Raw genomic sequence first — 18,583 nt, 5'->3', positions numbered from 1 at the left:
GTCCGTCGGACGGGCACAGGGGCCCCGTTCGGTCCGTCCGCCACGCGGTCTGCGGCACAATCGAGCCCGTGCCGCACCTGCTGGACATCGGATCCCGGAAGTTCTGGACGCTCACCGGTAGATCCGTCGACCTCGGCGGCGCCGAGAGCTGGCTCGACGGCCCCGTGAGCGGCTCACCTCGGGTGGCCTCCGACTGGCTGGCAGCCGAGGCCGAGCGCCACGGCGGCTCGGTGGCCGAGGCGGACCCGAGTGCCGGTCTGCTGCCGTCGATGTCACTCCTCGACGGCCCCGGCTTCGACGCGACCCGGCTGCACCCGGCGGTGCGCGACTTCTACGAGCACACCGCCTCGTGGCAGATGGAGGTCTGGTCGTCCTGGTCCCCGCTCTTCTGGCCGGGCGGGGAGCTGGTCGCCCGGCTGTGGGGGAGGCGGGTCGAGCAGCTGGCCCTGCCGATGCGCCCGCTCGACGTCGCCCACGGCATGGACAGCGTCGTGACCCCGATCCTCGACGGGCAGGGCGAGCAGGTGGCCGCCGCATGGACCCGCGCCCTGCGCGCCACCGGCCGCACCGTCTTCAGCGGTGCCTACTCGACCCGGACCCTCCCCGGGGCCGACCGCTCGAGCGTCCACGTGACCTTCCCCCTCGAGTCGGGCAACCTCCAGGTCTTCCTGCGCCCCACGGTCCTCGACGACGGTGGCTTCCTCCTCGAGTCCCTCGGCGGCCGCTTCGGCGAGGACGGTGCCTACGTCGTCGTCCGGGGGCGACGCAGCCACGCGGCGAAGGTGCCGCTGCGGGAGACCTTCCACATGTACCTCGACCCGCAGGGGGTGCTGCGCACCGATCACGTGCTGCGCATGTGGGACCGTCCCGCCCTTCGCCTGCATTACAAGCTGGAGCCCGCCGCATGATCCACAGCTTCCACCTCGCGCAGGTGCCCGTCCGGGCCGGCGCGGCGGCACTCGTCCGGCCGCCCACCCCGGCGACCGTGCCCGGTCTCGACCGCCTCGAGAGCCTCTCCCTCATGCGGCTCGGGGCGTCCGTCGTCTCGCCGGAGCGGCTCCAGCTGACCCGGCTGGCGGCCTTCGCCCAGTGGCGCGACGAGGAGGCCCTCGCCCAGTTCCTCGAGCGCGACCCGCTGGGGCAGCGGCTCGACACCGGCTGGCACGTGCGGCTGGAGTTCGTGCGGCGCTGGTCGACGATCGCGGCCTTCGACGGGTTGCCGGCCCGCACCGGCACGATGCGTCAGGACGAGCCCGTCGTCGCCGTCACCCTCGCCCGGATGAAGATCCCCGAGCTCCCGCGCTTCCTGCACCACGGGCGGCCGGTCGAGCGCCTGGTCCGCGACCACCCGGGGGTGACGCTCGCTGGGGCGGCACTGCGCCCACCGCGGACGGTCTCGACCTTTTCGATCTGGCGCAGCGTGCGCGAGATGGTCGAGATGGTCCACGGCCGGTCCGAGGTGCCCGAGCCGGATCGGCACTCCGCGGCGATGCGCGAGCGGGAGCGGCGCGACTTCCACCACGAGTTCGCGACCTACCGCTTCCGGCCGCTGTCCGAGCACGGCTCGTGGCTGGGCCGGTCGGACCTCGTGCCGTGGGCTCAGCCATGACGCATCCGCCGGCACTGGCGCTGCGCTACGACCCCGGCCGCGCCGGCCGGCAGGTCGTCGGCTTCGGCGTCGCCGCTCTGCTCATGGTCGCTCTGGGCGCCTCGGCGGGTGGATGATCATCGCCTCCTTCCAGCAGCTGGATCTCGGCGGCCGGATCATCGGCTGCGGCTTCGGGGCCTTCTTCGTCCTGCTCGCCCTCGCGACCCTCGTGAGCGCGGCCGAGGTCTTCATGACGATCCGGCGGGACTCCCGGCAGGAGGAGCCGCTGCTCCTCGTCGACGAGACCGGCGTCGACGGGGCCACCGTCGTCGACGGCATGGTGAGCGCAGGCCAGCCGCACATCGACTGGGGCGAGATCTCGAGGATCGATCTCACCGCCCGGGGGCCGGGTGCGCGGCGCACCTCTGCCGTGGCAGAGCTCGACCCCGAGTTCCGTCTGCGGCAGTCGGTCAAGACCGGCCTCGACCGCACGGCGGGCACGGGCCTGGGGATGCGCGACGGTCACCGAGCCGTCGAGCTGGTGCTCGTCGACGGCAGACGCGGCCACCGCGACCTCACGCTCCCGCTGTCACCCGGGTCCTTCGCCGCCGCTGCGCCGCAGATCGTGGCGATCGCCGAGGCCCACGGCGTCGAGGTGTGGTTGCGGGGCGACGACTTCGGGTGAGGCATGGGCGGGCGCTCAGCCCTCTCCACCCGCTGACCCTGGACCCGGTGGCACCATGGCGACATGGACGCCGCACCGCCACCCACCGGGCACGACCTTGCCGGGTGCCGCTGCCTGCTCCATGACGTCCAGCTCCATCCCCACGACGTCGTCGGCTGACCCGTGCAGAGGATCCGATCCGCGGTCGCGGACCTGCCACCGGGAGCCTTCGCCTTCGTCATGGCGACGGGCATCGTGTCGATCGGGCTCGACCAGCAGGGGCTGCACCTCCCTTCGCTCGTCCTGCTCGTCATCGCCGGCGGCGCGTGGATCGTGCTGCTGGTCGCGCTCGCTGCGCGACTGGTCGCCTACCGCGGCCGGGTGATCACTGACCTGCGCGACCCACGCAAGGCCTTCGGCTTCTACACGATCATCGCCGGCACAGGGGTCGTCGCGGTGCGCCTGCTCGACCTCGACCACACCGTGAGCGCCGTGCTGCTGGCGGTCGCGGCCCCGGTCGGGCTGCTGCTCAGCTATGCCGTCCCGTGGGCCGCCGTGCTCTCCCGCCGAGAGCGGCCGGCGCTCGCCGAGGCCAACGGCACGTGGTTCATCTGGGTCGTCGCCAGCCAGTCGGTCGCGACGACCGCGGCCGGACTCGAGCCGCTCGTCGGCCGCGGGCAGTCCGAGCTCGCCGTTCTCGCCGTCTGCGCGTGGTCGGTCGGGATCGTCCTGTACGCCGCGTGCGCGGTCCTCGTCGCCCTGCGCCTGACGCTCTACCCCCTCGACGTGCACGAGCTCAGCCCGCCCTACTGGGTCTCGATGGGTGCCGTGGCGATCTCGATCGTCGCCGGGGCCAAGATCGTCGAGATGGACTCGACGCCGATCGTCGACGCGACGGGCGGGCTCATCGCCGGCCTCGTCGTGCTCTGCTGGGCATGGGCGACCTGGCTGATCCCCGTGCTCTTCGCCGTCGGCGTATGGCGCCACGTCATCCACCGCATCCCGCTGCGCTACGAGTCGACGTGGTGGAGCATCGTCTTTCCCCTCGGCATGTACGCGGTCGCGGGCATGTACCTCGGTCGCGCCGACGAGCTGCCGCTCGTCGAGCAGATCGGTGCCAGCTGGCTGTGGGTCGCCGTCGTCGCGTGGCTCTACACGGCAGGCACGATGGCTCTGAGCTGGGTACGCCCACGCGGGAGTACGGTCGGGGCGTGAGCACCACAGCGCAGGTCCACGTCCGCTCGGTCCGGGACGAGGCGGCGCCTGGAGACGGCTACCGGGTCCTCGTCGACCGGCTGTGGCCGCGCGGGGTGAGCAAGGAGGCCGCCGCCCTCGACGAGTGGCTCAAGGAGGTCGGGCCCTCCACCGAGCTGCGCAGGTGGTTCGGCCACGACCCGGAGCGTTTCGAGGAGTTCGCGCAGCGCTACGAGCGTGAGCTCGACGGCTCGCAGGCCTGGCAGCAGCTGCAGGACATCGTCGCCGACCACGGCCGGGTCACCCTGCTCTTCGGAGCTGCCGACCACGAGCACAACCAGGCGATCGTCCTGCAGGACCTGCTGACGCGCTGACTCGCGTCAGCTGCTCAGCGCAGCTCCTCCGCCAGCCCCAGCAGGAGCCCCTCGGGTCCGCGGACGTAGCAGAGCCGGTAGGCGTCCTCGTAGCGCACCACCTCGGTGCTCACCATCTCGACTCCCTTGTCCCGCAAGCGATCCAGGGTCTCGTCGAGGTCATCGACGGCAAACATCACCCGCAGGTAGCCGAGGGCGTTGACCGGCGCGGTGCGGTGGTCGGCGACGACCGCCGGCTCGACGAAGCGCGACAGCTCGAGCCGCCCGTGACCGTCGGGGGTGCGCATCATCGCGATCCCGACGCGCTGGTCACCCAGCCCGGTGACGCGACCGGCCCACTCGCCGGCGACCTCCCCTTCGCCCTCGAGCTCGAGACCGAGCTCGCGGAAGAAGTCCACGGTCGCGGCGAGGTCCTCCACGACGATGCCGACGTTGTCCATCCTCAGGCCCATCACCCCAGCGTAGGGCCCGCGGCGGTCAGGGGTCAGTCCTCGGCAGACCGCACCCGCCGGTGCGCCGCCTGCCGCTGCTCGGCGACCCACCGGTGGTCCCGGACGGCGGTCGTGAACTCCGCCACCAGGTCGGCTGCCCCGCGGTCGAGGTGGAGGTTGCGTCGACCGAAGGGGGAGTCCTGCGACCACGGGCGGCTCCCGTCGATCCGCCGCGCCAGGTCGTCGAGGTACTCGGCTCCGCCGGTCTCGTACCCCTCGACCTCCGCGGCGTCGAGCCGGACGAGGCACGAGCCGTCGACCATGCTGCTGCGCACGTAGCGCGACTCGAGGTACAGGTCGCCGTCCGGGTCGCGCGCGAGGAACCACGACCCAGGTCGGTGGTCGAGGTAGCGCATCGCCTCCTCCGCCGCGGCGATGCGGGAGGCATCGCCCCACTGCTCCACGGGCGGGATCGCCTCCATCGGTCGTCGCCTGGCCTCGTCGTACATGACGTGGACGAAGGTGGCCGGCCCCTCCCGGTGGAGGGTGAGCGCGCTGATCCGCCGGCAGGCCGAGCACTCGAGCTGACTCTCCACGCGCTCCATGAGCCCGGAGCGGTGCAGCAGCCGCAGGTCGGCGAGCGGTGCGGGGGAGTAGGTCTCGGTGAGCAGGCCGTCGTCGCGCCTGCGTTGCAGCGCAGCGATGGTCGCGTCGACGACGAGCCCGTCACTGGCAGCTCCCCGCACCGGCAGGCCACCGCAGACCGAGCAGGTGTCGTCGTCCGGCTGGCAGGCGCGTCCCGGCTGGTCGAGGGTGACGGCGAGCTCGACGAGGTTGCCGGGCTCCCTCCAGCGGCCGTCGAAGATGCAGCGCACGAAGCCGCCGTCGCGCTCGAAGTACGCGTACCGCCCGCCGAACCTCGGCCTGGCGTCCACGGCCTTCGACAGGCCGTCCAGCGTCGCTCGTCGGCCGGCTAGGCCGATCCAGTGACGCAGGTCGATCCCCGTGCGGGCGAAGGGAGTCGGCCGCACGTGGAGCAGCACCGCCACGACCGCGCCGTCGTGCAGCACGACCTCCCCGCCCGAGGCGAAGCTCAGCCGCCGCGAGACGTGGGCAGGCTCGTCGACGAGTCGCTCGTCGGTGGTGGCGGGCGTGCCGCCGAGCAGGTCCACGAGCTCCCGCACGGTCGGGTGGTCCTCACCCGCGCCGAGGACGTCAAGGAGCAGCTGGAGGCGGCGCATCAGTTGAGGATCTCGCCCTGCCGCAGCGTCCCGAGGCGCTCGCGCCAGACCTGCCTGGCCTCCGGCGTGAGGTGGGTCCAGTCGTCGACCACCGCCACGACGCGAAGGGGGGGCGTCTCGTTCATGCCCTCAGGCTAGGCCCGCCGGTAGCGTCAGGTCATGGACCGCCTAACAGCTCCCCGTGCCGCCGCGCTCGCCGCGGCGACAGCCCTTCTGGTCGGGTGCTCGGGGGAGGCGCATGACCGCGGCACCTCCAGGTCCGGCACGACGACGTCGGGTGGACCCCCTTCGTCAGCGTCCGGCAGCGCGCCGACCGACGTCGTCACCGACCTCGAGGCGCCCTGGTCCATCGCGATCGACGACGAGACGACGCTCGTCAGCGAGCGCGACTCCGGCCGCGTCCTCGAGCTCACCGACGACGGCACCCGCGAGGTCGGCACCGTCGAGGCCGTCTCCGCGGGCGGCGAAGGGGGCCTGCTCGGCCTCGCCGTGCACGACGACCACCTCTACACCTACTTCACGAGCGCCGACGACAACCGCGTCGTGCGCCACGAGCTCACCGGCGAGCCCGGCGCGCTCGGCCTCGGCGATGCCGAGACGATCCTCGCGGGCATCCCGTCGGCGAGCTTCCACGACGGCGGTCGGATCGCCTTCGGCCCCGACGACATGCTCTACGTGACGACCGGTGACGCCGGCGAGACCGACCGTGCCCAGGACCGCGAGAGCCTCGGCGGCAAGATCCTGCGGCTGACGCCCGAGGGCGAGGTGCCCGAGGACAATCCCTTCGACGACTCGCTCGTCTGGACCCTCGGTCACCGCAACCCGCAGGGCATCGCCTGGGACGACGACGGGACGATGTATGCCAGCGAGTTCGGCCAAGACACGTGGGACGAGCTCAACGTCATCGAGGCCGGCGACAACTACGGCTGGCCGACCGTCGAGGGCACCGCCGACGACGACCGGTTCACCGACCCCGTGCAGCAGTGGTCGACCGACGAGGCGAGCCCGAGCGGCATCGCCGTCGCCGAGGGCAGCATCTGGATCGCCAACCTGCGCGGCGAGCGACTGCGCGAGGTGCCGCTCGACGACCTGACGACGTCCACCGAGCACCTCGTCGGCGAGCACGGGCGGCTGCGCGACGTGGCCGTCGCGACCGACGGCTCGCTGTGGGTGCTCACCAACAACACCGACGGCCGCGGCGACCCCGACGACGGCGACGACCGCATCCTGCGCTTGGGCGTCGTCAGGAAGGCCTGACGCCGCCGTAGCGCTGGTGCGCTGCAGCGAGCAGCTCATAGAGGCGCCGCCGCCCACCGACGTACCCGGCTTCGAGGACGTACCCACCGGGCCCGAGGAGCCCGTAACGGGGCGGGCGCCGACCCGCGGCCACCATGGCGCGGTCCCTGGCCTCGATCGCCGCCGGAGTCAGCACGTAGGTCACCGAGCGGGGGGCGAAGTTGTCGTAGGGGCCGGTCACCCTCTCGAAGCCGACGCGCTCGATGCCGGTCCACGGCACGTGTGAGCGGATGACGCCACCCGACTCCGTGGCCAGCCCCCCGTGGGTGACGACGAGGGCCTCACGGCGGTGGAGCCGCACCGCGATGACCACCGGCAGGAGGGCACAGGCCACGACGGCGATGGTGCTGGCCCAGGTCACCGGATGCGCGAGCACCACGCCCATCCGGACGCGGCGCAGCCGTCGGCGACGGCGAAGACGAGCCAGGCGAGCAGCCCCGCTCCGACGAGCAGACCCAGCACGAGGAGGCCGATCGCGTAGCCGCGCGAGCGCGCGACACGCACCTGCCGCCCGCGTCGAGCACGGCGATCGCCTGGTGCAGGGGGTGGCGGGCCGCTCATCGCCCGGTCCGCTCGACGTCGGCCATGAGCACCGCGGGCCAGCGGTCGACCTCGGCCCGGGGTGCTCGCCACCTGCAGGGTGGCGCGGGGGAGCAGGTCGAGCAGCGCCCCGGCCGTCGACAGCGGGTGCGCCGGATCGTCCGTCCAGGCGAGGATCGTCGTCGGCAGGTCGATCGAGCGCAGTGCCTTGCGGTCGGGCAGGTCGCTGCGGGCGGCTCCGCGGAAGACCCACGGCAGCAGGTCGGTCCGCACGTCGGGCACGGTGTCGGGTGCCCCGGCGGTCGCCGGCGCGCCGGCGCCGCTGCCTGGGCCCGCAGCAACAGCTCGAGACCATGGGCCTCGACAGCCTCGGCGGAGCGCTCGTAGTCGTGCGCCTTGGCCGCGCGGGTCTCCCAGGCCGTCGGCGGCACCATGAGGGTCAGCCCGCTGAAGCGCCCGGGGTCGAGCAGCGCCGCGTGCAGCAAGGTCGCGCAGCCCATCGACGGCCCGACCCCGTGCACGCGCTCGCCCGGGAACCACACGTCGAGCAGGGCGAGCAGGTCCTGGGCGAGCCGGGGCCACCGGTAGTCGTCGCCCACCGGCCGGCCCGTCGACCGACCGTGCCCGCGGGCGTCGTAGCGCAGCAGCCGGGTACCGCTCAGGCCGCGACCGAGGTCGAGGTCGAGGACCCGGTCGCGCTCCAGGCTGGAGGTCAGGCCGTGGAGCTGGACGACGGGGTGGCCCCCTTCGTCGCTGTACTCCAGCCGCAGCCGCGCACCGGGGACGTCGAAGCTGGTCACGGGTACCTCCTCGCCCGGCGCGCGGGCGGCACCGTGCGGCTACGGTAACCGCCATGAGGCTGTCCAACGTCGCCCACCTGCGGCTGCCCTTCGGGAGGCTCCTGGGCTACGACGTCACCGCCCACTGCACAGGACGCGCCCTGCCGCTCTCCTTCGACCAGCGTCGCCACGTCGGTGGCGGCGACCGGCCCGGCTCGTGGATGGCGATCTGCTTCACCCTGCCCGCCCCCGTTGCGCGCCAGCGGCTCTCGGCCGCCTGGCTCGCCGTCATCGCGCGACACGGCACGTTGCGGTCGGGCTTCGCACCCGGTCCCGACGGGGTGCCCGTGCTCGAGGAGCTCGAGGTCACGCCGGGGCAGTGGGTCGAGCACCCCGTCGCCTCGGGGCAGGCGGTCAACGACTGCGTCCGGGACGTGCTCGACGCGACGTGCACCCCCTTCGCCACGCCCTCGCACCGACTCCTCGTCCTCGAGACCGCGCAACGTCCCACGGTGGTCATCGGCGCCGATCACGCCCACGTCGACATGTGGTCGATGCTCGTCGTCATCCGCGACCTCCTCGCGGCGCTCGACCTCACCGACGGCGAGAGCATCCCCGAGCTGACGCTCGTTCCTCCCTTCGCCGACCACACCGCGGCCCTGGCCGACCGTGACCCCGCGCCCGACGACGTCCGCCGGCGGTGGGCCGAGGTGCTCGCCGCCAGCGGTGACGTCATGCCCCGCTTCCCGCTGCCGCTCGGGGAGCCGGTGCCGCACGCCGAGCGCGTCGAGTTGCGCGACGTGCTCGACGTCGACGACGCGGCCGCGCTCGCCGCACAGGCCCGCGGTGACGGTGTCTCGATCCTGACCACCGTCGTCGCCGCGATGACCGCCGTCACCCGCGACCTCGCCGACTCACCGCTGCGCGCCGTCTTCCCCGTCCACTCGCGATACGACGCGAGGTGGCACGACTCGGTCGGGTGGTTCATCGCCAACTCGGTCCTCGAGTCGTCCGACCCTGACCCGCAGGCCTGCGCCGCCGCCGTCAGAGAAGCGGTGCACCTCGGCTCGTGGCCGCTCGACGACGTCATGCGTCCGTGGGGCGGCATGCCGGAGGCACCCGGCATGTTCGCCGTCTCCTGGCTCGACCTGCGGCGGCTGCCGGTACGGGTCGACGCGGCGGGTCTGGACGCCCAGTACGTCGGGGCGACGATCCGCTCCGACGGGGTGATGCTGTGGTTCATCCTCGACGAGGCCGGCCTTCACCTGCGCTGCCGATACCCCGACACCGACGAGGCCCGACGGCACGTCGGCGGCTGGCTCGACGCCCTCGCGCTCGATCTGAGGGCTCGGGCAGCCGAGTCCGTCGGCGGGGTCCTCGAGCTCGGGGAGCGTCGCTACCGCGTCCGCCGAGCGGTGCGCACCGATGTCGCGTCGATCGTCGCCCTGCTCGCCGACGACGAGCTCGGCGCCACCCGCGAGGGCACCGACCTCGCCCACTACGAGCGGGTCTTCGACGCGATCAGCCGTGACCGCGCGCAGTACCTCGCCGTCGTGCGCGACGAGCAGGACCGCGTCGTCGCGACGATGCAGTTGTCGATCGTGCCGGGACTCTCGCGCAACGGCGCGACCAGACTGCAGGTCGAGGGGGTGCGCGTCGCCGGGAGCGAGCGGTCCATGGGACTCGGTGCCGCGATGCTCGAGTGGGCCCACGAGCACGGGCGCGCGCACGGCGCGGTCCTGTCCCAGCTGACGACCGATCGGGTGCGCACCCGGGCGCATGCCTTCTACGACCGACTGGGCTACGAGGCGAGCCACCTCGGTTTCAAGCGTCCGCTGTGAGCGACCCCGCCGTCAGGGCAGGCGACCGGTGCGCATGAGCTGCTCGAGTCGCCCTTCGTAGGGCTCGATGTCGATGCCCTCGTCGGCCAGCCACTGCGGGGAGTAGTACTTGTCGAGATAGCGCTCGCCCGGGTCGCAGATGAGCGAGACGACGCTCCCGGTCTCGCCGGCCCGGACCATCTCCGAGACGATCCGCAGCGCGGCCCACAGACTCGTGCCGGTCGAGGCGCCGGCGCGCGTGCCGATGAGCTGCTCGAGCAGCCGCACCGCGGCGACCGCGGCGGCGTCGGGCACCCGCATCATCCGGTCGATGCTCGCGGCGATGAAGCTCGTCTCGACCCGCTGGCGCCCGATGCCCTCGATGCGCGAGCCGACCGAGGTCGTCACCGACGGGTCGTCGTCGCGCCACCCGGGGAAGAAGGCGGAGTTCTCCGGGTCGGCGACGCAGATGCCCGTGTCGCGGCCCGTGTAGCGCACGTAGCGGGCGAGGGTCGCCGACGTGCCGCCGGTGCCCGCTGTCGCGACGATCCACGTCGGCTCGGGGTGCTCCTCCATCGACATCTGCTGGAAGATCGACTCGGCGATGTTGTTGTTGCCGCGCCAGTCGGTGGCCTGCTCGGCGTAGGTGAACTGGTCCATGTAGTGACCGCCGGTCTCCTGCGCGAGGGACTGGGCGACGGCGTAGACCTCGTGGGCGTTGTCGACGAAGTGGCACCGGCCGCCGTGGAACTCGATGAGGTCGACCTTCTGCCGGCTCGTCGACCGGGCCATGACGGCGAGGAAGGGCACGCCGATGAGCGAGGCGAAGTAGGCCTCCGACACGGCCGTCGAGCCGCTCGACGCCTCGATGACCGGCCGGTCCGGCCGGATCCAGCCGTTGCACAGCGCGTGGAGGAAGAGCGACCTGGCCAGCCGGTGCTTGAGCGAGCCGGTGGGGTGCACCGACTCGTCCTTGAGGTAGAGGTGCACGCCCCACTCCGCCGGCAGCGGCACCCGCACGAGGTGCGTGTCGGCCGACCGCGTGGCGTCGCTGCGGACGGTCCGGATCGCGGCGGCCAGCCAGCGCCGGTAGTCGGGGTCGTAGCGGTTGACGTCTTCCTCGACGTCGACGAAGGGGTCAGCGTGGTCGAGCGGCATGCCGCCCATTGTGCGAGATCGCTGGGCCACGTGGCGGGCGGGCGATGGAATGCCGTGCCCGTCCGTGCGAGTTGCACCGAGCATGCGCGCCATCACCTATGACCAGTACGGCACCACCGACGAGCTGCACCTGAGCGACCTGCCGGTCCCCAAGGTGGGCCCGAGCGAGGTCCGCATCCGGGTCACCCGGGCCGGGGTCAACCCCGTCGACTGGAAGGCCATGTCCGGCGGTCTCGACCCGATGCTCTCCGCCGACTTCCCGGTCATCCCCGGCTGGGACGTCGCCGGTGTCATCGACGCCGTCGGCCCGGACAGCCCCGAGTTCAGTCCCGGCGACCGGGTCGCCGCCTACGCCCGCAAGCAGGTCCTGTCGGCCGGCACCTTCGCCGAGTACGTCACGGTCCGCGTCGATGACGTGGCAGCCGTCCCCGACGAGGTCACCGACGACGTCGCTGCGGCCCTCCCGCTCGCCGGGCTCACCGCCCTTCGTGTCCTCGAGACCCTGGCCGTGACGAAGGGGGACACCCTCCTCGTCCACGCCGCCTCCGGTGGCGTCGGCTTCGCCGCCGCCCAGCTCGCGGTCGCCGCCGGGGCCACCGTCGTCGGCACCGCCTCCGCGGCCAACCACGACAAGCTGCGCGACATCGGTGTGACGCCGGTGGAGTACGGCGACGGGCTCGAGGAGCGGCTGCGCGAGGTGGCGCCCGAGGGCTTCGACGCGGTCGCGGACCTCGTCGGCGGCGTCCTCGACGTCAGCCGGGCGGTGCTGCGTGACGGCGGACGCCTCGCCTCGATCACCGACCCCGGCGTCGAGGAGCACGGCGGCCGCTGGGTGTGGGTGCGACCTGACGGCGCACGGCTCGCCGACCTGCTCGACGAGGTCGCCGCCGGCAGGCTGCGGGTCGACGTCGACCGGACCTTCGCCCTCGAGGACGTGCCGCAGGCCTTCGCGGCCAGCCAGTCCGGCGCCGCCCGCGGCAAGCTCGTCATCGAGGTCGCCGACTAGGGTGCGGCCATGCAGCCGCTGACCATCCGCCACAGCCGTCCCATGGGCATCACCTTCGTCGCACTGGGCGTGCTCATCGCGCTCGTGTCCCTGCTGACCTCGGCCTGGGTCACCGTCGCGGCGGGCGTCGTGCTCACCGCCCTCGGCATCCTCCAGCTCGTCAACCCGATGCTGCGGATCGAGCCGCACGAGGTGCGCATGTGCAACCCCCTGGGCATGACCCTGCGCCGGTTCCCCCTCACCGAGCCCCGTGACCTCGTCCTCGACGGCAAGAACCTGCTCCACGTCCCGACCGGCAAGCGGGTCGCGGCGCTCGGCTTCGGGGTGCACCAGCCCGACGTCGAGGCCCTGCGGCAGGTCGTGCCCGTCGTGCCGCATGGCTGACGAGGTCTCCTCCCGAGCCCGCCTGGCCGCGCGCTCCTAGGGTGGGTGCCATGGACGAGACCAAGGTCGTGACCGCCTCCACCACCATCCCCGCCGCGCCCGAGGCGGTCTTCGAGGAGATCGCCGACCCCGCGCGCCAGCTCGCGTGGGACGGCAACGACAACCTCGGCGCGTCCGCACCCGGCCAGCGGGTCCACGCGGTCGGCGACGTCTTCATGACGACGACGACCTCGGGCAACGACCGCTACAACCACGTCGTGGACTTCGAGGAGGGGCGCCGCATCGCCTGGCGTCCGGCGGCGCAGGGGCAGGCCCCCTTCGGTCACCAGTGGGGGTGGGAGCTGACCCCGACCGACGACGGCGCCACCGAGGTCACCCACACCTACGACTGGCGTGAGCTGACCGACGAGTCGCGCTTCGAGCGGGCGCGCAACACGACCGAGGCCAACCTGCGCTCGTCCCTCGACCGGCTCGCCGCGCTCTTCGGCTGACCTGCACCGGCCCGGCCACGTGCGCTCGGTCAGTGCCCGCCGCCGAGCTCGAGCAGCAGCACACCGACCATGATCAGGCCGATCCCGGCAGCCATCCGCCGGGTGAGGACCTCGCCGAAGAGCACGCGCGAGCCGATGGCGGTCAGCGCGACCCCGGCCGCGGCCCAGGTCCCGTAGGCGACGCCGAGGGGCATGCCGCGCGCGAGGCCCGTCGACAGCGCGGCGAAGGCCGTGACGTAGCCGAGGGCCACCGCGGCGTACCACCGACGGTCGGTGTGCACCGCCGTGCGCAGCGACAGCGTCCCGGCGACCTCGGCCGCCACGGCGACGACCAGCCACACCCAGGCGGTCATCACGGCTCCTCGGGCGCTGTCGTCGCGCTCGGGGCGCCCGTCTCCACGAGCAGGACGCCTCCGATGACGAGCACGACGCCGAGCCCCATGAGGGGGGTGAAGGCCTCGCCGAGCAGCAGGGTCGACAGGACGGTGGTCAGGGCGACACCACAGGCCGACCAGATCCCGTAGGCGATGCCCAGCGGCATGCCTCGCCGGAGCACGACGGCGAGCAGGCCGAAGGACAGGGCGTACCCGGTCACGACGACGACGTAGAGCGCCGGCCGGTCGAGCGCCGCCTTGAGGCTCAGGGTGGCCGCGACCTCGCAGGCGATGGCGGCGGCGAGCAGCTGCCAGGTCGTCATGCCCCGACCCTAGGCTGGACGCATGAGCGCCACGCCGCCGCCGGCCGACCACGACACCCGTGACTGGACCTTCGTCGTCGACGACGGGTGCGACGAGTGCGGCTACGTCCCGCACGACCCGGCGACGACGAGTGCCCGGCTCCTCGCCGGCGTGCCCCGCTGGGCCGCGGCCCTGCAGCGTCCGGGGGTGGGCGAACGGCCGGCCCCGGGGGTGTGGTCACCCCTCGAGTACGCCTGCCACGCGCGCGACCTCGTCCGGGTCCTCGGCGAGCGGGTGGGCGCCGTGCTCGCACGGGAGGGCGCCCCCTTCGCGAGCTACGACGGGGAGGCCGAGGCGGTGCGCCAGGAGTTCTGGGCCAGTGACCCGCAGGCCGTGGCGCGCCAGATCGCCGAGGAGACCGAGCGCACCGTCGCCGTCCTCGACCGCGTGCGCGATGAGGCGTGGGCGCGCGCCGGCACCCGGGGTGACGGCGCGCCCTTCACGATCGCCGGCCTGAGCCGCTACCTGCTCCACGACGTGGAGCACCACCTGCACGACGTCGGGGCCTGACGGCGGTGCCAGCGGCTCAGCTCGCCTGGTCCGCCTGGCACTGCGCGATCGCCATGCCGAGCCCCTCGTCGAGGATGGGGAAGTCGGCCTCGCCCAGGAAGGTGATCGCCGTGGGCGTTCTGCCCTGCGGGTTGTTGTGGAGCGCGCCACCACCCACGGTCGCCTTCGAGTGGATGAGCGGCACCGAGGTCGCGCCGGTCTCGGCCATCCAGTGGTCGATCGCGACGGAGGCGTAGCCGGCGCACTCCGGCATGCCGATGTCCTCGGCGATGATCATGCTGCCGAGCGTGGTCAGCGACATCCACGGGGTGCCGCCCTGCGAGAGCTGGGCGTAGGCACGCTCGTTCCAGTCGACCTTGTAGCAGTGGTGGGCCGAGGCCATGCTGGCCGTCGCCAGGCCGAGGGCCGCTGCGGCTGCCGTCGTGGTCGCCGCCCGACGCAGGATGTGGTGTGACATGTCTGCTCCTCTCCCGGGCCGCCGCTCCGCTGCGGCGGCCTCGGACCCAGCAGACTCCTGCTGCGCCGGGCGCCGCTATTGGCAGTTCTACCCACAGGGGGAGGGCCCGGCCGAGTCGTGGTGGCGGCCAGCCGTGGCCCCGGACCAGCCGGTCGTGGCTCGCCCTCAGCCCGTCGCGAGCAGACCGATCCGCTGCGCCTTGACGACGGCGCTCAGCCGATCGGTGACGCCGAGCTTGGCGTAGATGTGGGCGAGATGGCGGTGGACCGTGCGCTCGGAGCAGCCGGCGTGACGGGCGATGGTCGCGGCCTTGTGGCCGGCGGCCAGCAGGCAGAGGACCTCGTGCTCCCGCTGGGTCAGCTGGGCGACGTGCAGGGTGGGCGGCGCCAGGTGCTCCGGCTCGAGCAGACGCACGAGCCCGGCGACGACGGGCTGCACCGCGGTGAGCAGCGCGAGGTCGCGCTCGCCGTAGTCCTCCCCGCGGCGCCCCACGAGGAAGGCGACGAACTCGGTGCCGGACCGCACGGGCAGGGCGGCGACCTGGTCGATGCCCCAGATCTCGAGGCTGCCGCGGCACTTGCCGGAGGCCTGCCACGCGGCCTGGCCGCCGTAGGCGAGGCCGGCGGTCGTCGGCTCGAGGTCTCCGGCACGGATCGGGTCGAGCAGCGGGTCGGGGCCACCCGTGATGCGCAGCTCGTCGCTCATCCGGGCGCGGGCCGCCGGTGTCGCGGCGCTGCCCACGGCGCGGACCTCGAAGCCGTCGGGGGCCCCGTGGACCATGAGCCCGGTCGGTGAGGAGAGCAGGTCGACGAGCAGGTCGCTCATCCGCGCCAGCCGGGCGTCGACGTGCTCGGAGGCGCCAGCGACCCCCGTGACGAGCCTGACGACCGTCGCGTACTCGTCGATGCCCTTCCCCGACATGGGGGACATCTTCCTCGCGCGTCGGGGGATGGTAAAGGTGTGGTCAGCAGATGGTCACGGGTGCTGCCACCGCCGCTGCTCGTGGAAGTGGTGCACCGGCCCGGCGCCGACCCGATCCCGAGTGACTCCCCCGTGCCGCAGGGCCTCGGTGAGCCAGTCGCGCGCCTCCCGCACGGCCGGCAGCCACCCCTCGTGCCGGGGGCGAAGGGCGGCGATGGCCGAGCTGAGCGTGCAGCCGGTGCCGTGGGTCGCGGTCGTCGGGACCCGCGGACCGCGCAGCGCGAACGGTCCGTCGTCGTCGAGCCAGAGGTCGACCGCCTCCGGGCCGTCGAGGTGGCCACCCTTGAGCAGCACCGGCGGCACCGAGCGCGCGCAGCCGCCCGGCCTGCTCCGGCAGGTCCTCCTCGCTGCCGGCCGGGGACGCGTCGAGGAGGACGGCGGCCTCGGGCACGTTGGGGGTGATGACGTCGGCGCGGGGGAGCATCGCGCGCACGGCGTCGACGGCCTCGGGGGCGAGCAGGCGCGACCCCGAGGTCGAGACCATGACGGGATCGAGGACGACCGGCGTGGTCGCGAGGGGTCCGCTCGTCAGCAGCTCGTGCACGGTCTCGACGAGTTCCGCGGAGGCGAGCATCCCGACCTTGACGACGTCGATGCGCACGTCCTCGACGAGCGTCTCGACCTGGGCGCGCACGACGTCGACGGGCACCTCGTGCACGAGCGTCACGCCCCGCGTCGACTGCGCCGTCAGGGCCGTGATGACGCAGGTGCCGTAGGCGCCCAGGGCACTGAAGGTCTTCAGGTCGGCCTGGACCCCGGCACCGCCCGACGGGTCGGAGCCGGCGACGGACAGGGCGACCGGCGGTCGCGGGAGGGCGGTCATGGTCGCACCGTAACGGTGCCCGGCGGGGCACCGACGGCGTGTGGTTGGATCGGGGTACCCCGCGGGAGCCCGGGCACGGGCTGAGATCGGACTGCTGCCGTCCGGACCGTCTGAACCTGTCCGGATCATGCCGGCGAAGGAAGAGGAGGCGCCCGCGTGCGCACACCCGTCGAGTCAGAGCTCCACCCCCAGCACCGTCGCGAAGAGGTCGTCGACCCCCACGACCCGTCGATCAGGGTCGCGGTCACCGCGATCTCCCTGGCCGACAGCCCCGACGGCACCCCCAACGAGGACGTCCACGTCTACCGCACCAGCGGGCCCGGTGCCGACCCGGAGGTCGGCCTGCCCGACCACCGGGGTGCGTGGATCACCGGTCGCGGTGACGTCGAGCCCTACGAAGGGAGACCCCGTCACCTCGCCGACGACGGCCGTGCGGCGCAGCGGCGCGGTGCTGCTGCGGCGGCGTGGCAGGGCCCGGCGCGTCGCCCCCTTCGTGCCGTGGCCGGCAGCACGGTGACCCAGCTGCACTACGCCAGGCGCGGCGAGATCACCGCGGAGATGCGCAGCGCCGCACTGCGAGAAGGCTGCTCGCCCGAGCTCGTCCGCGACGAGGTCGCCGCCGGCCGGGCGATCATCCCGGCCAACGTCAACCACCCGGAGTCGGAGCCGATGGTCATCGGCCGGGCGTTCCTCACGAAGATCAACGCCAACATCGGCAGCTCGGCCGTCACCTCGTCGATCGCCGAGGAGGTCGACAAGCTCACCTGGGCCACCCGCTGGGGTGCCGACACGGTCATGGACCTGTCGACCGGCGACGACATCCACACGACGCGCGAGTGGATCATCCGCAACAGCCCCGTACCGATCGGCACCGTGCCGATCTACCAGGCCCTCGAAAAGGTGGACGGGAAGGCGGAGGAGCTCACCTGGGAGATCTTCCGCGACACCGTCATCGAGCAGTGCGAGCAGGGCGTCGACTACATGACGATCCACGCCGGGGTGCGGCTCGCCTTCGTGCCCCTGACGGCCGAGCGGGTCACCGGCATCGTCTCCCGGGGTGGGTCGATCATGGCCGGCTGGTGCCTGGCCCACCACGAGGAGTCCTTCCTCTGGACGCACTTCGACGAGCTGTGCGAGATCTTCGCCCGCTACGACGTCGCCTTCTCGCTCGGCGACGGGCTGCGGCCGGGGTCGGTCGCCGACGCCAACGACGAGGCGCAGCTCGCCGAGCTGCGCACCCTGGGCGAGCTGACCCTGCGGGCCTGGGAGCACGACGTGCAGGTCATGGTCGAGGGCCCGGGCCACGTGCCGCTCCACCTCGTCAAGGACAACGTCGACCTCGAGCAGGAGTGGTGCCACGGGGCGCCCTTCTACACGCTCGGCCCGCTCGTCACCGACATCGCGCCCGGCTACGACCACATCACCTCGGCGATCGGCGCGACCGAGATCGCCCGCCACGGCACGGCGATGCTCTGCTACGTCACGCCCAAGGAGCACCTCGGCCTGCCCGACCGCGACGACGTGCGCACCGGGGTGGTCACCTACAAGATCGCCGCGCACGCCGCCGACCTGGCCAAGGGGCATCCGCGGGCACGCGAGCGCGACGACGCGCTCAGCCGGGCGCGCTTCGAGTTCCGCTGGCACGACCAGTTCGCGCTCGCCCTCGACCCGCCGCGCGCGATGGCCTTCCACGACGAGACCCTGCCGGCGGAGCCGGCGAAGACCGCGCACTTCTGCTCGATGTGCGGACCGAAGTTCTGCTCCATGCGGATCAGCCAGGACATCCGCGACGCCTACGGGTCCGGTGCGGCGCAGCAGGCCATCGCCGAGGCCGGCATGGCGGCGAAGTCGCGTCAGTTCGTCGAGCTCGGCTCGAGCGTCTACGTGCGCGACGAGGCGACCCGGTGAGCCTCGTGCCCGGGCTGCCGCCGACCGGCCGCGCGGCGTGCGCGCCGGCATCGTCGGCAACTACGTCGACCAGATCAACATCTTCCTGCCCGTCGTCGCGCTCGCCCCGGCGCTGGCGACCCTCGCCGGCCCGCACGCGGGCGTCACCGCGGGCGCCCGTCGTCATCGTTCGCGACGCTCCTCGGGCGGCCGATCGGCGCG

The 18,583-nt window shown here is 73.1% G+C and carries 23 protein-coding genes, 1 pseudogene and 1 riboswitch; of the genes and pseudogenes, 12 read left to right on the top strand and 12 right to left on the bottom strand.

Features of this window, described 5'->3' with window-relative positions:
- Nucleotides 1-68 precede the first annotated feature (68 nt).
- The 5 genes from AC2W7J_RS00335 to AC2W7J_RS00315 all read left to right on the top strand — a co-directional run bounded on the left by AC2W7J_RS00335 (nt 69) and on the right by AC2W7J_RS00315 (nt 3,820).
- Nucleotides 69-908, top strand: coding sequence for a hypothetical protein (locus tag AC2W7J_RS00335; RefSeq protein ID WP_485980865.1), 840 nt, complete (start codon nt 69-71; stop codon nt 906-908).
- Entirely contained in the window at nt 905-1,609 is a 705-nt protein-coding gene (locus tag AC2W7J_RS00330; protein ID WP_485980863.1) for a hypothetical protein, read from the top strand. Before AC2W7J_RS00335 ends, AC2W7J_RS00330 begins: the two co-directional genes overlap by 4 nt.
- Nucleotides 1,610-1,721: 112 nt before the next feature.
- Nucleotides 1,722-2,273, top strand: a complete 552-nt coding sequence (locus AC2W7J_RS00325) for a hypothetical protein (protein ID WP_485980862.1) — start codon at nt 1,722-1,724, stop codon at nt 2,271-2,273.
- Nucleotides 2,274-2,435: 162 nt separating this feature from the next.
- Nucleotides 2,436-3,467 carry a tellurite resistance/C4-dicarboxylate transporter family protein gene (locus AC2W7J_RS00320; protein ID WP_421007143.1) on the top strand — a complete coding sequence of 344 codons (1,032 nt, stop codon included), beginning with the start codon at nt 2,436-2,438 and terminating at the stop codon, nt 3,465-3,467.
- A complete protein-coding gene (locus tag AC2W7J_RS00315; RefSeq protein ID WP_255185415.1) occupies nt 3,464-3,820 on the top strand; it encodes a DUF488 domain-containing protein in 357 nt (118 codons plus the stop codon). The genes AC2W7J_RS00320 and AC2W7J_RS00315 overlap by 4 nt, the downstream gene beginning before the upstream one ends.
- A gap of 14 nt (nt 3,821-3,834) precedes the next feature.
- Here the strand turns inward: AC2W7J_RS00315 and AC2W7J_RS00310 are convergent, their stop codons facing one another.
- From AC2W7J_RS00310 to AC2W7J_RS00300, 3 genes are read right to left on the bottom strand one after another with little or no spacing between them, the layout of a single operon-like run.
- Nucleotides 3,835-4,272 carry a VOC family protein gene (locus AC2W7J_RS00310; protein WP_485980860.1) on the bottom strand — a complete coding sequence of 146 codons (438 nt, stop codon included), beginning with the start codon at nt 4,270-4,272 and terminating at the stop codon, nt 3,835-3,837.
- A 32-nt stretch (nt 4,273-4,304) separates the two neighbouring features.
- Entirely contained in the window at nt 4,305-5,492 is a 1,188-nt protein-coding gene (locus tag AC2W7J_RS00305) for a hypothetical protein (RefSeq protein ID WP_485980859.1), read from the bottom strand.
- On the bottom strand, nt 5,492-5,617 hold the full coding sequence (locus AC2W7J_RS00300) for a hypothetical protein (RefSeq protein WP_485980857.1): 126 nt from the start codon (nt 5,615-5,617) through the stop codon (nt 5,492-5,494). The genes AC2W7J_RS00305 and AC2W7J_RS00300 overlap by 1 nt, the downstream gene beginning before the upstream one ends.
- Before the next feature lie 34 nt (nt 5,618-5,651).
- Between AC2W7J_RS00300 and AC2W7J_RS00295 the strand changes: the two genes are divergently transcribed.
- Nucleotides 5,652-6,749, top strand: a complete 1,098-nt coding sequence (locus AC2W7J_RS00295) for a PQQ-dependent sugar dehydrogenase (RefSeq protein WP_485980856.1) — start codon at nt 5,652-5,654, stop codon at nt 6,747-6,749.
- Here AC2W7J_RS00295 and AC2W7J_RS00290 read toward each other — a convergent pair.
- Genes AC2W7J_RS00290 through AC2W7J_RS00280 form a run of 3 tightly spaced genes read right to left on the bottom strand, consistent with a single transcriptional unit; the run spans nt 6,736 to nt 8,128 of the window.
- Nucleotides 6,736-7,149, bottom strand: a complete 414-nt coding sequence (locus AC2W7J_RS00290) for a hypothetical protein (RefSeq protein WP_485980854.1) — start codon at nt 7,147-7,149, stop codon at nt 6,736-6,738. The two genes, AC2W7J_RS00295 and AC2W7J_RS00290, sit on opposite strands and share 14 nt — an antisense overlap.
- Entirely contained in the window at nt 7,146-7,292 is a 147-nt protein-coding gene (locus AC2W7J_RS00285) for a hypothetical protein (protein WP_485980853.1), read from the bottom strand. The genes AC2W7J_RS00290 and AC2W7J_RS00285 overlap by 4 nt, the downstream gene beginning before the upstream one ends.
- 53 nt (nt 7,293-7,345) lie before the next feature.
- Nucleotides 7,346-8,128 (bottom strand): alpha/beta fold hydrolase, encoded by a 783-nt coding sequence (locus tag AC2W7J_RS00280; RefSeq protein ID WP_485980851.1) that lies wholly within the window; start codon nt 8,126-8,128, stop codon nt 7,346-7,348.
- Nucleotides 8,129-8,181: 53 nt separating this feature from the next.
- Here AC2W7J_RS00280 and AC2W7J_RS00275 point away from each other — a divergent pair, with 53 nt between their 5' ends.
- Nucleotides 8,182-9,948: a GNAT family N-acetyltransferase gene (locus tag AC2W7J_RS00275; protein WP_485980850.1), complete on the top strand. Its 1,767-nt coding sequence runs from the start codon at nt 8,182-8,184 to the stop codon at nt 9,946-9,948.
- A 12-nt stretch (nt 9,949-9,960) separates the two neighbouring features.
- Here the strand turns inward: AC2W7J_RS00275 and AC2W7J_RS00270 are convergent, their stop codons facing one another.
- Nucleotides 9,961-11,085, bottom strand: a complete 1,125-nt coding sequence (locus AC2W7J_RS00270) for a PLP-dependent cysteine synthase family protein (protein ID WP_255185422.1) — start codon at nt 11,083-11,085, stop codon at nt 9,961-9,963.
- Nucleotides 11,086-11,167: 82 nt separating this feature from the next.
- Between AC2W7J_RS00270 and AC2W7J_RS00265 the strand changes: the two genes are divergently transcribed.
- From AC2W7J_RS00265 to AC2W7J_RS00255, 3 genes are read left to right on the top strand one after another with little or no spacing between them, the layout of a single operon-like run.
- On the top strand, nt 11,168-12,091 hold the full coding sequence (locus tag AC2W7J_RS00265; protein WP_485980848.1) for an NADP-dependent oxidoreductase: 924 nt from the start codon (nt 11,168-11,170) through the stop codon (nt 12,089-12,091).
- A 9-nt stretch (nt 12,092-12,100) separates the two neighbouring features.
- Complete coding sequence (locus AC2W7J_RS00260) at nt 12,101-12,475, top strand: hypothetical protein (RefSeq protein ID WP_421007134.1); 375 nt, start codon at nt 12,101-12,103, stop codon at nt 12,473-12,475.
- A gap of 50 nt (nt 12,476-12,525) precedes the next feature.
- On the top strand, nt 12,526-12,966 hold the full coding sequence (locus AC2W7J_RS00255) for an SRPBCC family protein (protein WP_485980846.1): 441 nt from the start codon (nt 12,526-12,528) through the stop codon (nt 12,964-12,966).
- A 29-nt stretch (nt 12,967-12,995) separates the two neighbouring features.
- On the opposite strand, the gene AC2W7J_RS00250 is transcribed toward AC2W7J_RS00255, so the two are convergent.
- Together AC2W7J_RS00250 and AC2W7J_RS00245 are read right to left on the bottom strand one after the other, a co-directional pair.
- A complete protein-coding gene (locus AC2W7J_RS00250; RefSeq protein ID WP_485980845.1) occupies nt 12,996-13,319 on the bottom strand; it encodes a DMT family transporter in 324 nt (107 codons plus the stop codon).
- Nucleotides 13,319-13,663 (bottom strand): DMT family transporter, encoded by a 345-nt coding sequence (locus tag AC2W7J_RS00245; protein ID WP_427802130.1) that lies wholly within the window; start codon nt 13,661-13,663, stop codon nt 13,319-13,321. Before AC2W7J_RS00245 ends, AC2W7J_RS00250 begins: the two co-directional genes overlap by 1 nt.
- Before the next feature lie 22 nt (nt 13,664-13,685).
- On the opposite strand from AC2W7J_RS00245, the gene AC2W7J_RS00240 reads away from it, so the two are divergent.
- Entirely contained in the window at nt 13,686-14,213 is a 528-nt protein-coding gene (locus tag AC2W7J_RS00240) for a DinB family protein (protein ID WP_485980843.1), read from the top strand.
- Between the two features lie 16 nt (nt 14,214-14,229).
- Here the strand turns inward: AC2W7J_RS00240 and AC2W7J_RS00235 are convergent, their stop codons facing one another.
- From AC2W7J_RS00235 to thiD, 3 genes and pseudogenes are all read right to left on the bottom strand, one after another.
- Complete coding sequence (locus AC2W7J_RS00235; RefSeq protein ID WP_485980841.1) at nt 14,230-14,670, bottom strand: hypothetical protein; 441 nt, start codon at nt 14,668-14,670, stop codon at nt 14,230-14,232.
- A 165-nt stretch (nt 14,671-14,835) separates the two neighbouring features.
- Nucleotides 14,836-15,591 (bottom strand): helix-turn-helix transcriptional regulator, encoded by a 756-nt coding sequence (locus AC2W7J_RS00230; protein ID WP_255185431.1) that lies wholly within the window; start codon nt 15,589-15,591, stop codon nt 14,836-14,838.
- 54 nt (nt 15,592-15,645) lie between these two features.
- Nucleotides 15,646-16,474: pseudogene (thiD, locus tag AC2W7J_RS00225) on the bottom strand (bifunctional hydroxymethylpyrimidine kinase/phosphomethylpyrimidine kinase).
- A 51-nt stretch (nt 16,475-16,525) separates the two neighbouring features.
- Nucleotides 16,526-16,633: riboswitch (TPP riboswitch) on the top strand.
- Here thiD and thiC point away from each other — a divergent pair.
- Nucleotides 16,631-18,382: a phosphomethylpyrimidine synthase ThiC gene (gene thiC, locus AC2W7J_RS00220; protein WP_485980838.1), complete on the top strand. Its 1,752-nt coding sequence runs from the start codon at nt 16,631-16,633 to the stop codon at nt 18,380-18,382. It overlaps the preceding riboswitch by 3 nt.
- The last annotated feature ends 201 nt before the right edge of the window (nt 18,383-18,583 follow it).

It is taken from the genome of Janibacter sp. CFPM2_SD2, assembly GCF_057364645.1.
Note: the sequence above shows the minus strand (reverse complement) of the source record. Positions and strands in the feature narration are given on the sequence as shown.

Excerpts from the sequence above, each read along its gene's own strand:
- AC2W7J_RS00330 (WP_485980863.1), top strand. The coding sequence starts at position 905 with ATGATCCACAGCTTCCACCTCGCGCAGGTGCCCGTCCGGGCCGGCGCG.
- AC2W7J_RS00325 (WP_485980862.1), top strand. The coding sequence starts at position 1,722 with ATGATCATCGCCTCCTTCCAGCAGCTGGATCTCGGCGGCCGGATCATC.
- AC2W7J_RS00310 (WP_485980860.1), bottom strand. The coding sequence starts at position 4,272 with ATGGGCCTGAGGATGGACAACGTCGGCATCGTCGTGGAGGACCTCGCC.
- AC2W7J_RS00305 (WP_485980859.1), bottom strand. The coding sequence starts at position 5,492 with ATGCGCCGCCTCCAGCTGCTCCTTGACGTCCTCGGCGCGGGTGAGGAC.
- AC2W7J_RS00300 (WP_485980857.1), bottom strand. The coding sequence starts at position 5,617 with ATGAACGAGACGCCCCCCCTTCGCGTCGTGGCGGTGGTCGACGACTGG.
- AC2W7J_RS00295 (WP_485980856.1), top strand. The coding sequence starts at position 5,652 with ATGGACCGCCTAACAGCTCCCCGTGCCGCCGCGCTCGCCGCGGCGACA.
- AC2W7J_RS00275 (WP_485980850.1), top strand. The coding sequence starts at position 8,182 with ATGAGGCTGTCCAACGTCGCCCACCTGCGGCTGCCCTTCGGGAGGCTC.
- AC2W7J_RS00270 (WP_255185422.1), bottom strand. The coding sequence starts at position 11,085 with ATGCCGCTCGACCACGCTGACCCCTTCGTCGACGTCGAGGAAGACGTC.
- AC2W7J_RS00265 (WP_485980848.1), top strand. The coding sequence starts at position 11,168 with ATGCGCGCCATCACCTATGACCAGTACGGCACCACCGACGAGCTGCAC.
- AC2W7J_RS00260 (WP_421007134.1), top strand. The coding sequence starts at position 12,101 with ATGCAGCCGCTGACCATCCGCCACAGCCGTCCCATGGGCATCACCTTC.
- AC2W7J_RS00255 (WP_485980846.1), top strand. The coding sequence starts at position 12,526 with ATGGACGAGACCAAGGTCGTGACCGCCTCCACCACCATCCCCGCCGCG.
- AC2W7J_RS00250 (WP_485980845.1), bottom strand. The coding sequence starts at position 13,319 with ATGACCGCCTGGGTGTGGCTGGTCGTCGCCGTGGCGGCCGAGGTCGCC.
- AC2W7J_RS00245 (WP_427802130.1), bottom strand. The coding sequence starts at position 13,663 with ATGACGACCTGGCAGCTGCTCGCCGCCGCCATCGCCTGCGAGGTCGCG.
- AC2W7J_RS00240 (WP_485980843.1), top strand. The coding sequence starts at position 13,686 with ATGAGCGCCACGCCGCCGCCGGCCGACCACGACACCCGTGACTGGACC.
- AC2W7J_RS00235 (WP_485980841.1), bottom strand. The coding sequence starts at position 14,670 with ATGTCACACCACATCCTGCGTCGGGCGGCGACCACGACGGCAGCCGCA.
- AC2W7J_RS00230 (WP_255185431.1), bottom strand. The coding sequence starts at position 15,591 with ATGTCGGGGAAGGGCATCGACGAGTACGCGACGGTCGTCAGGCTCGTC.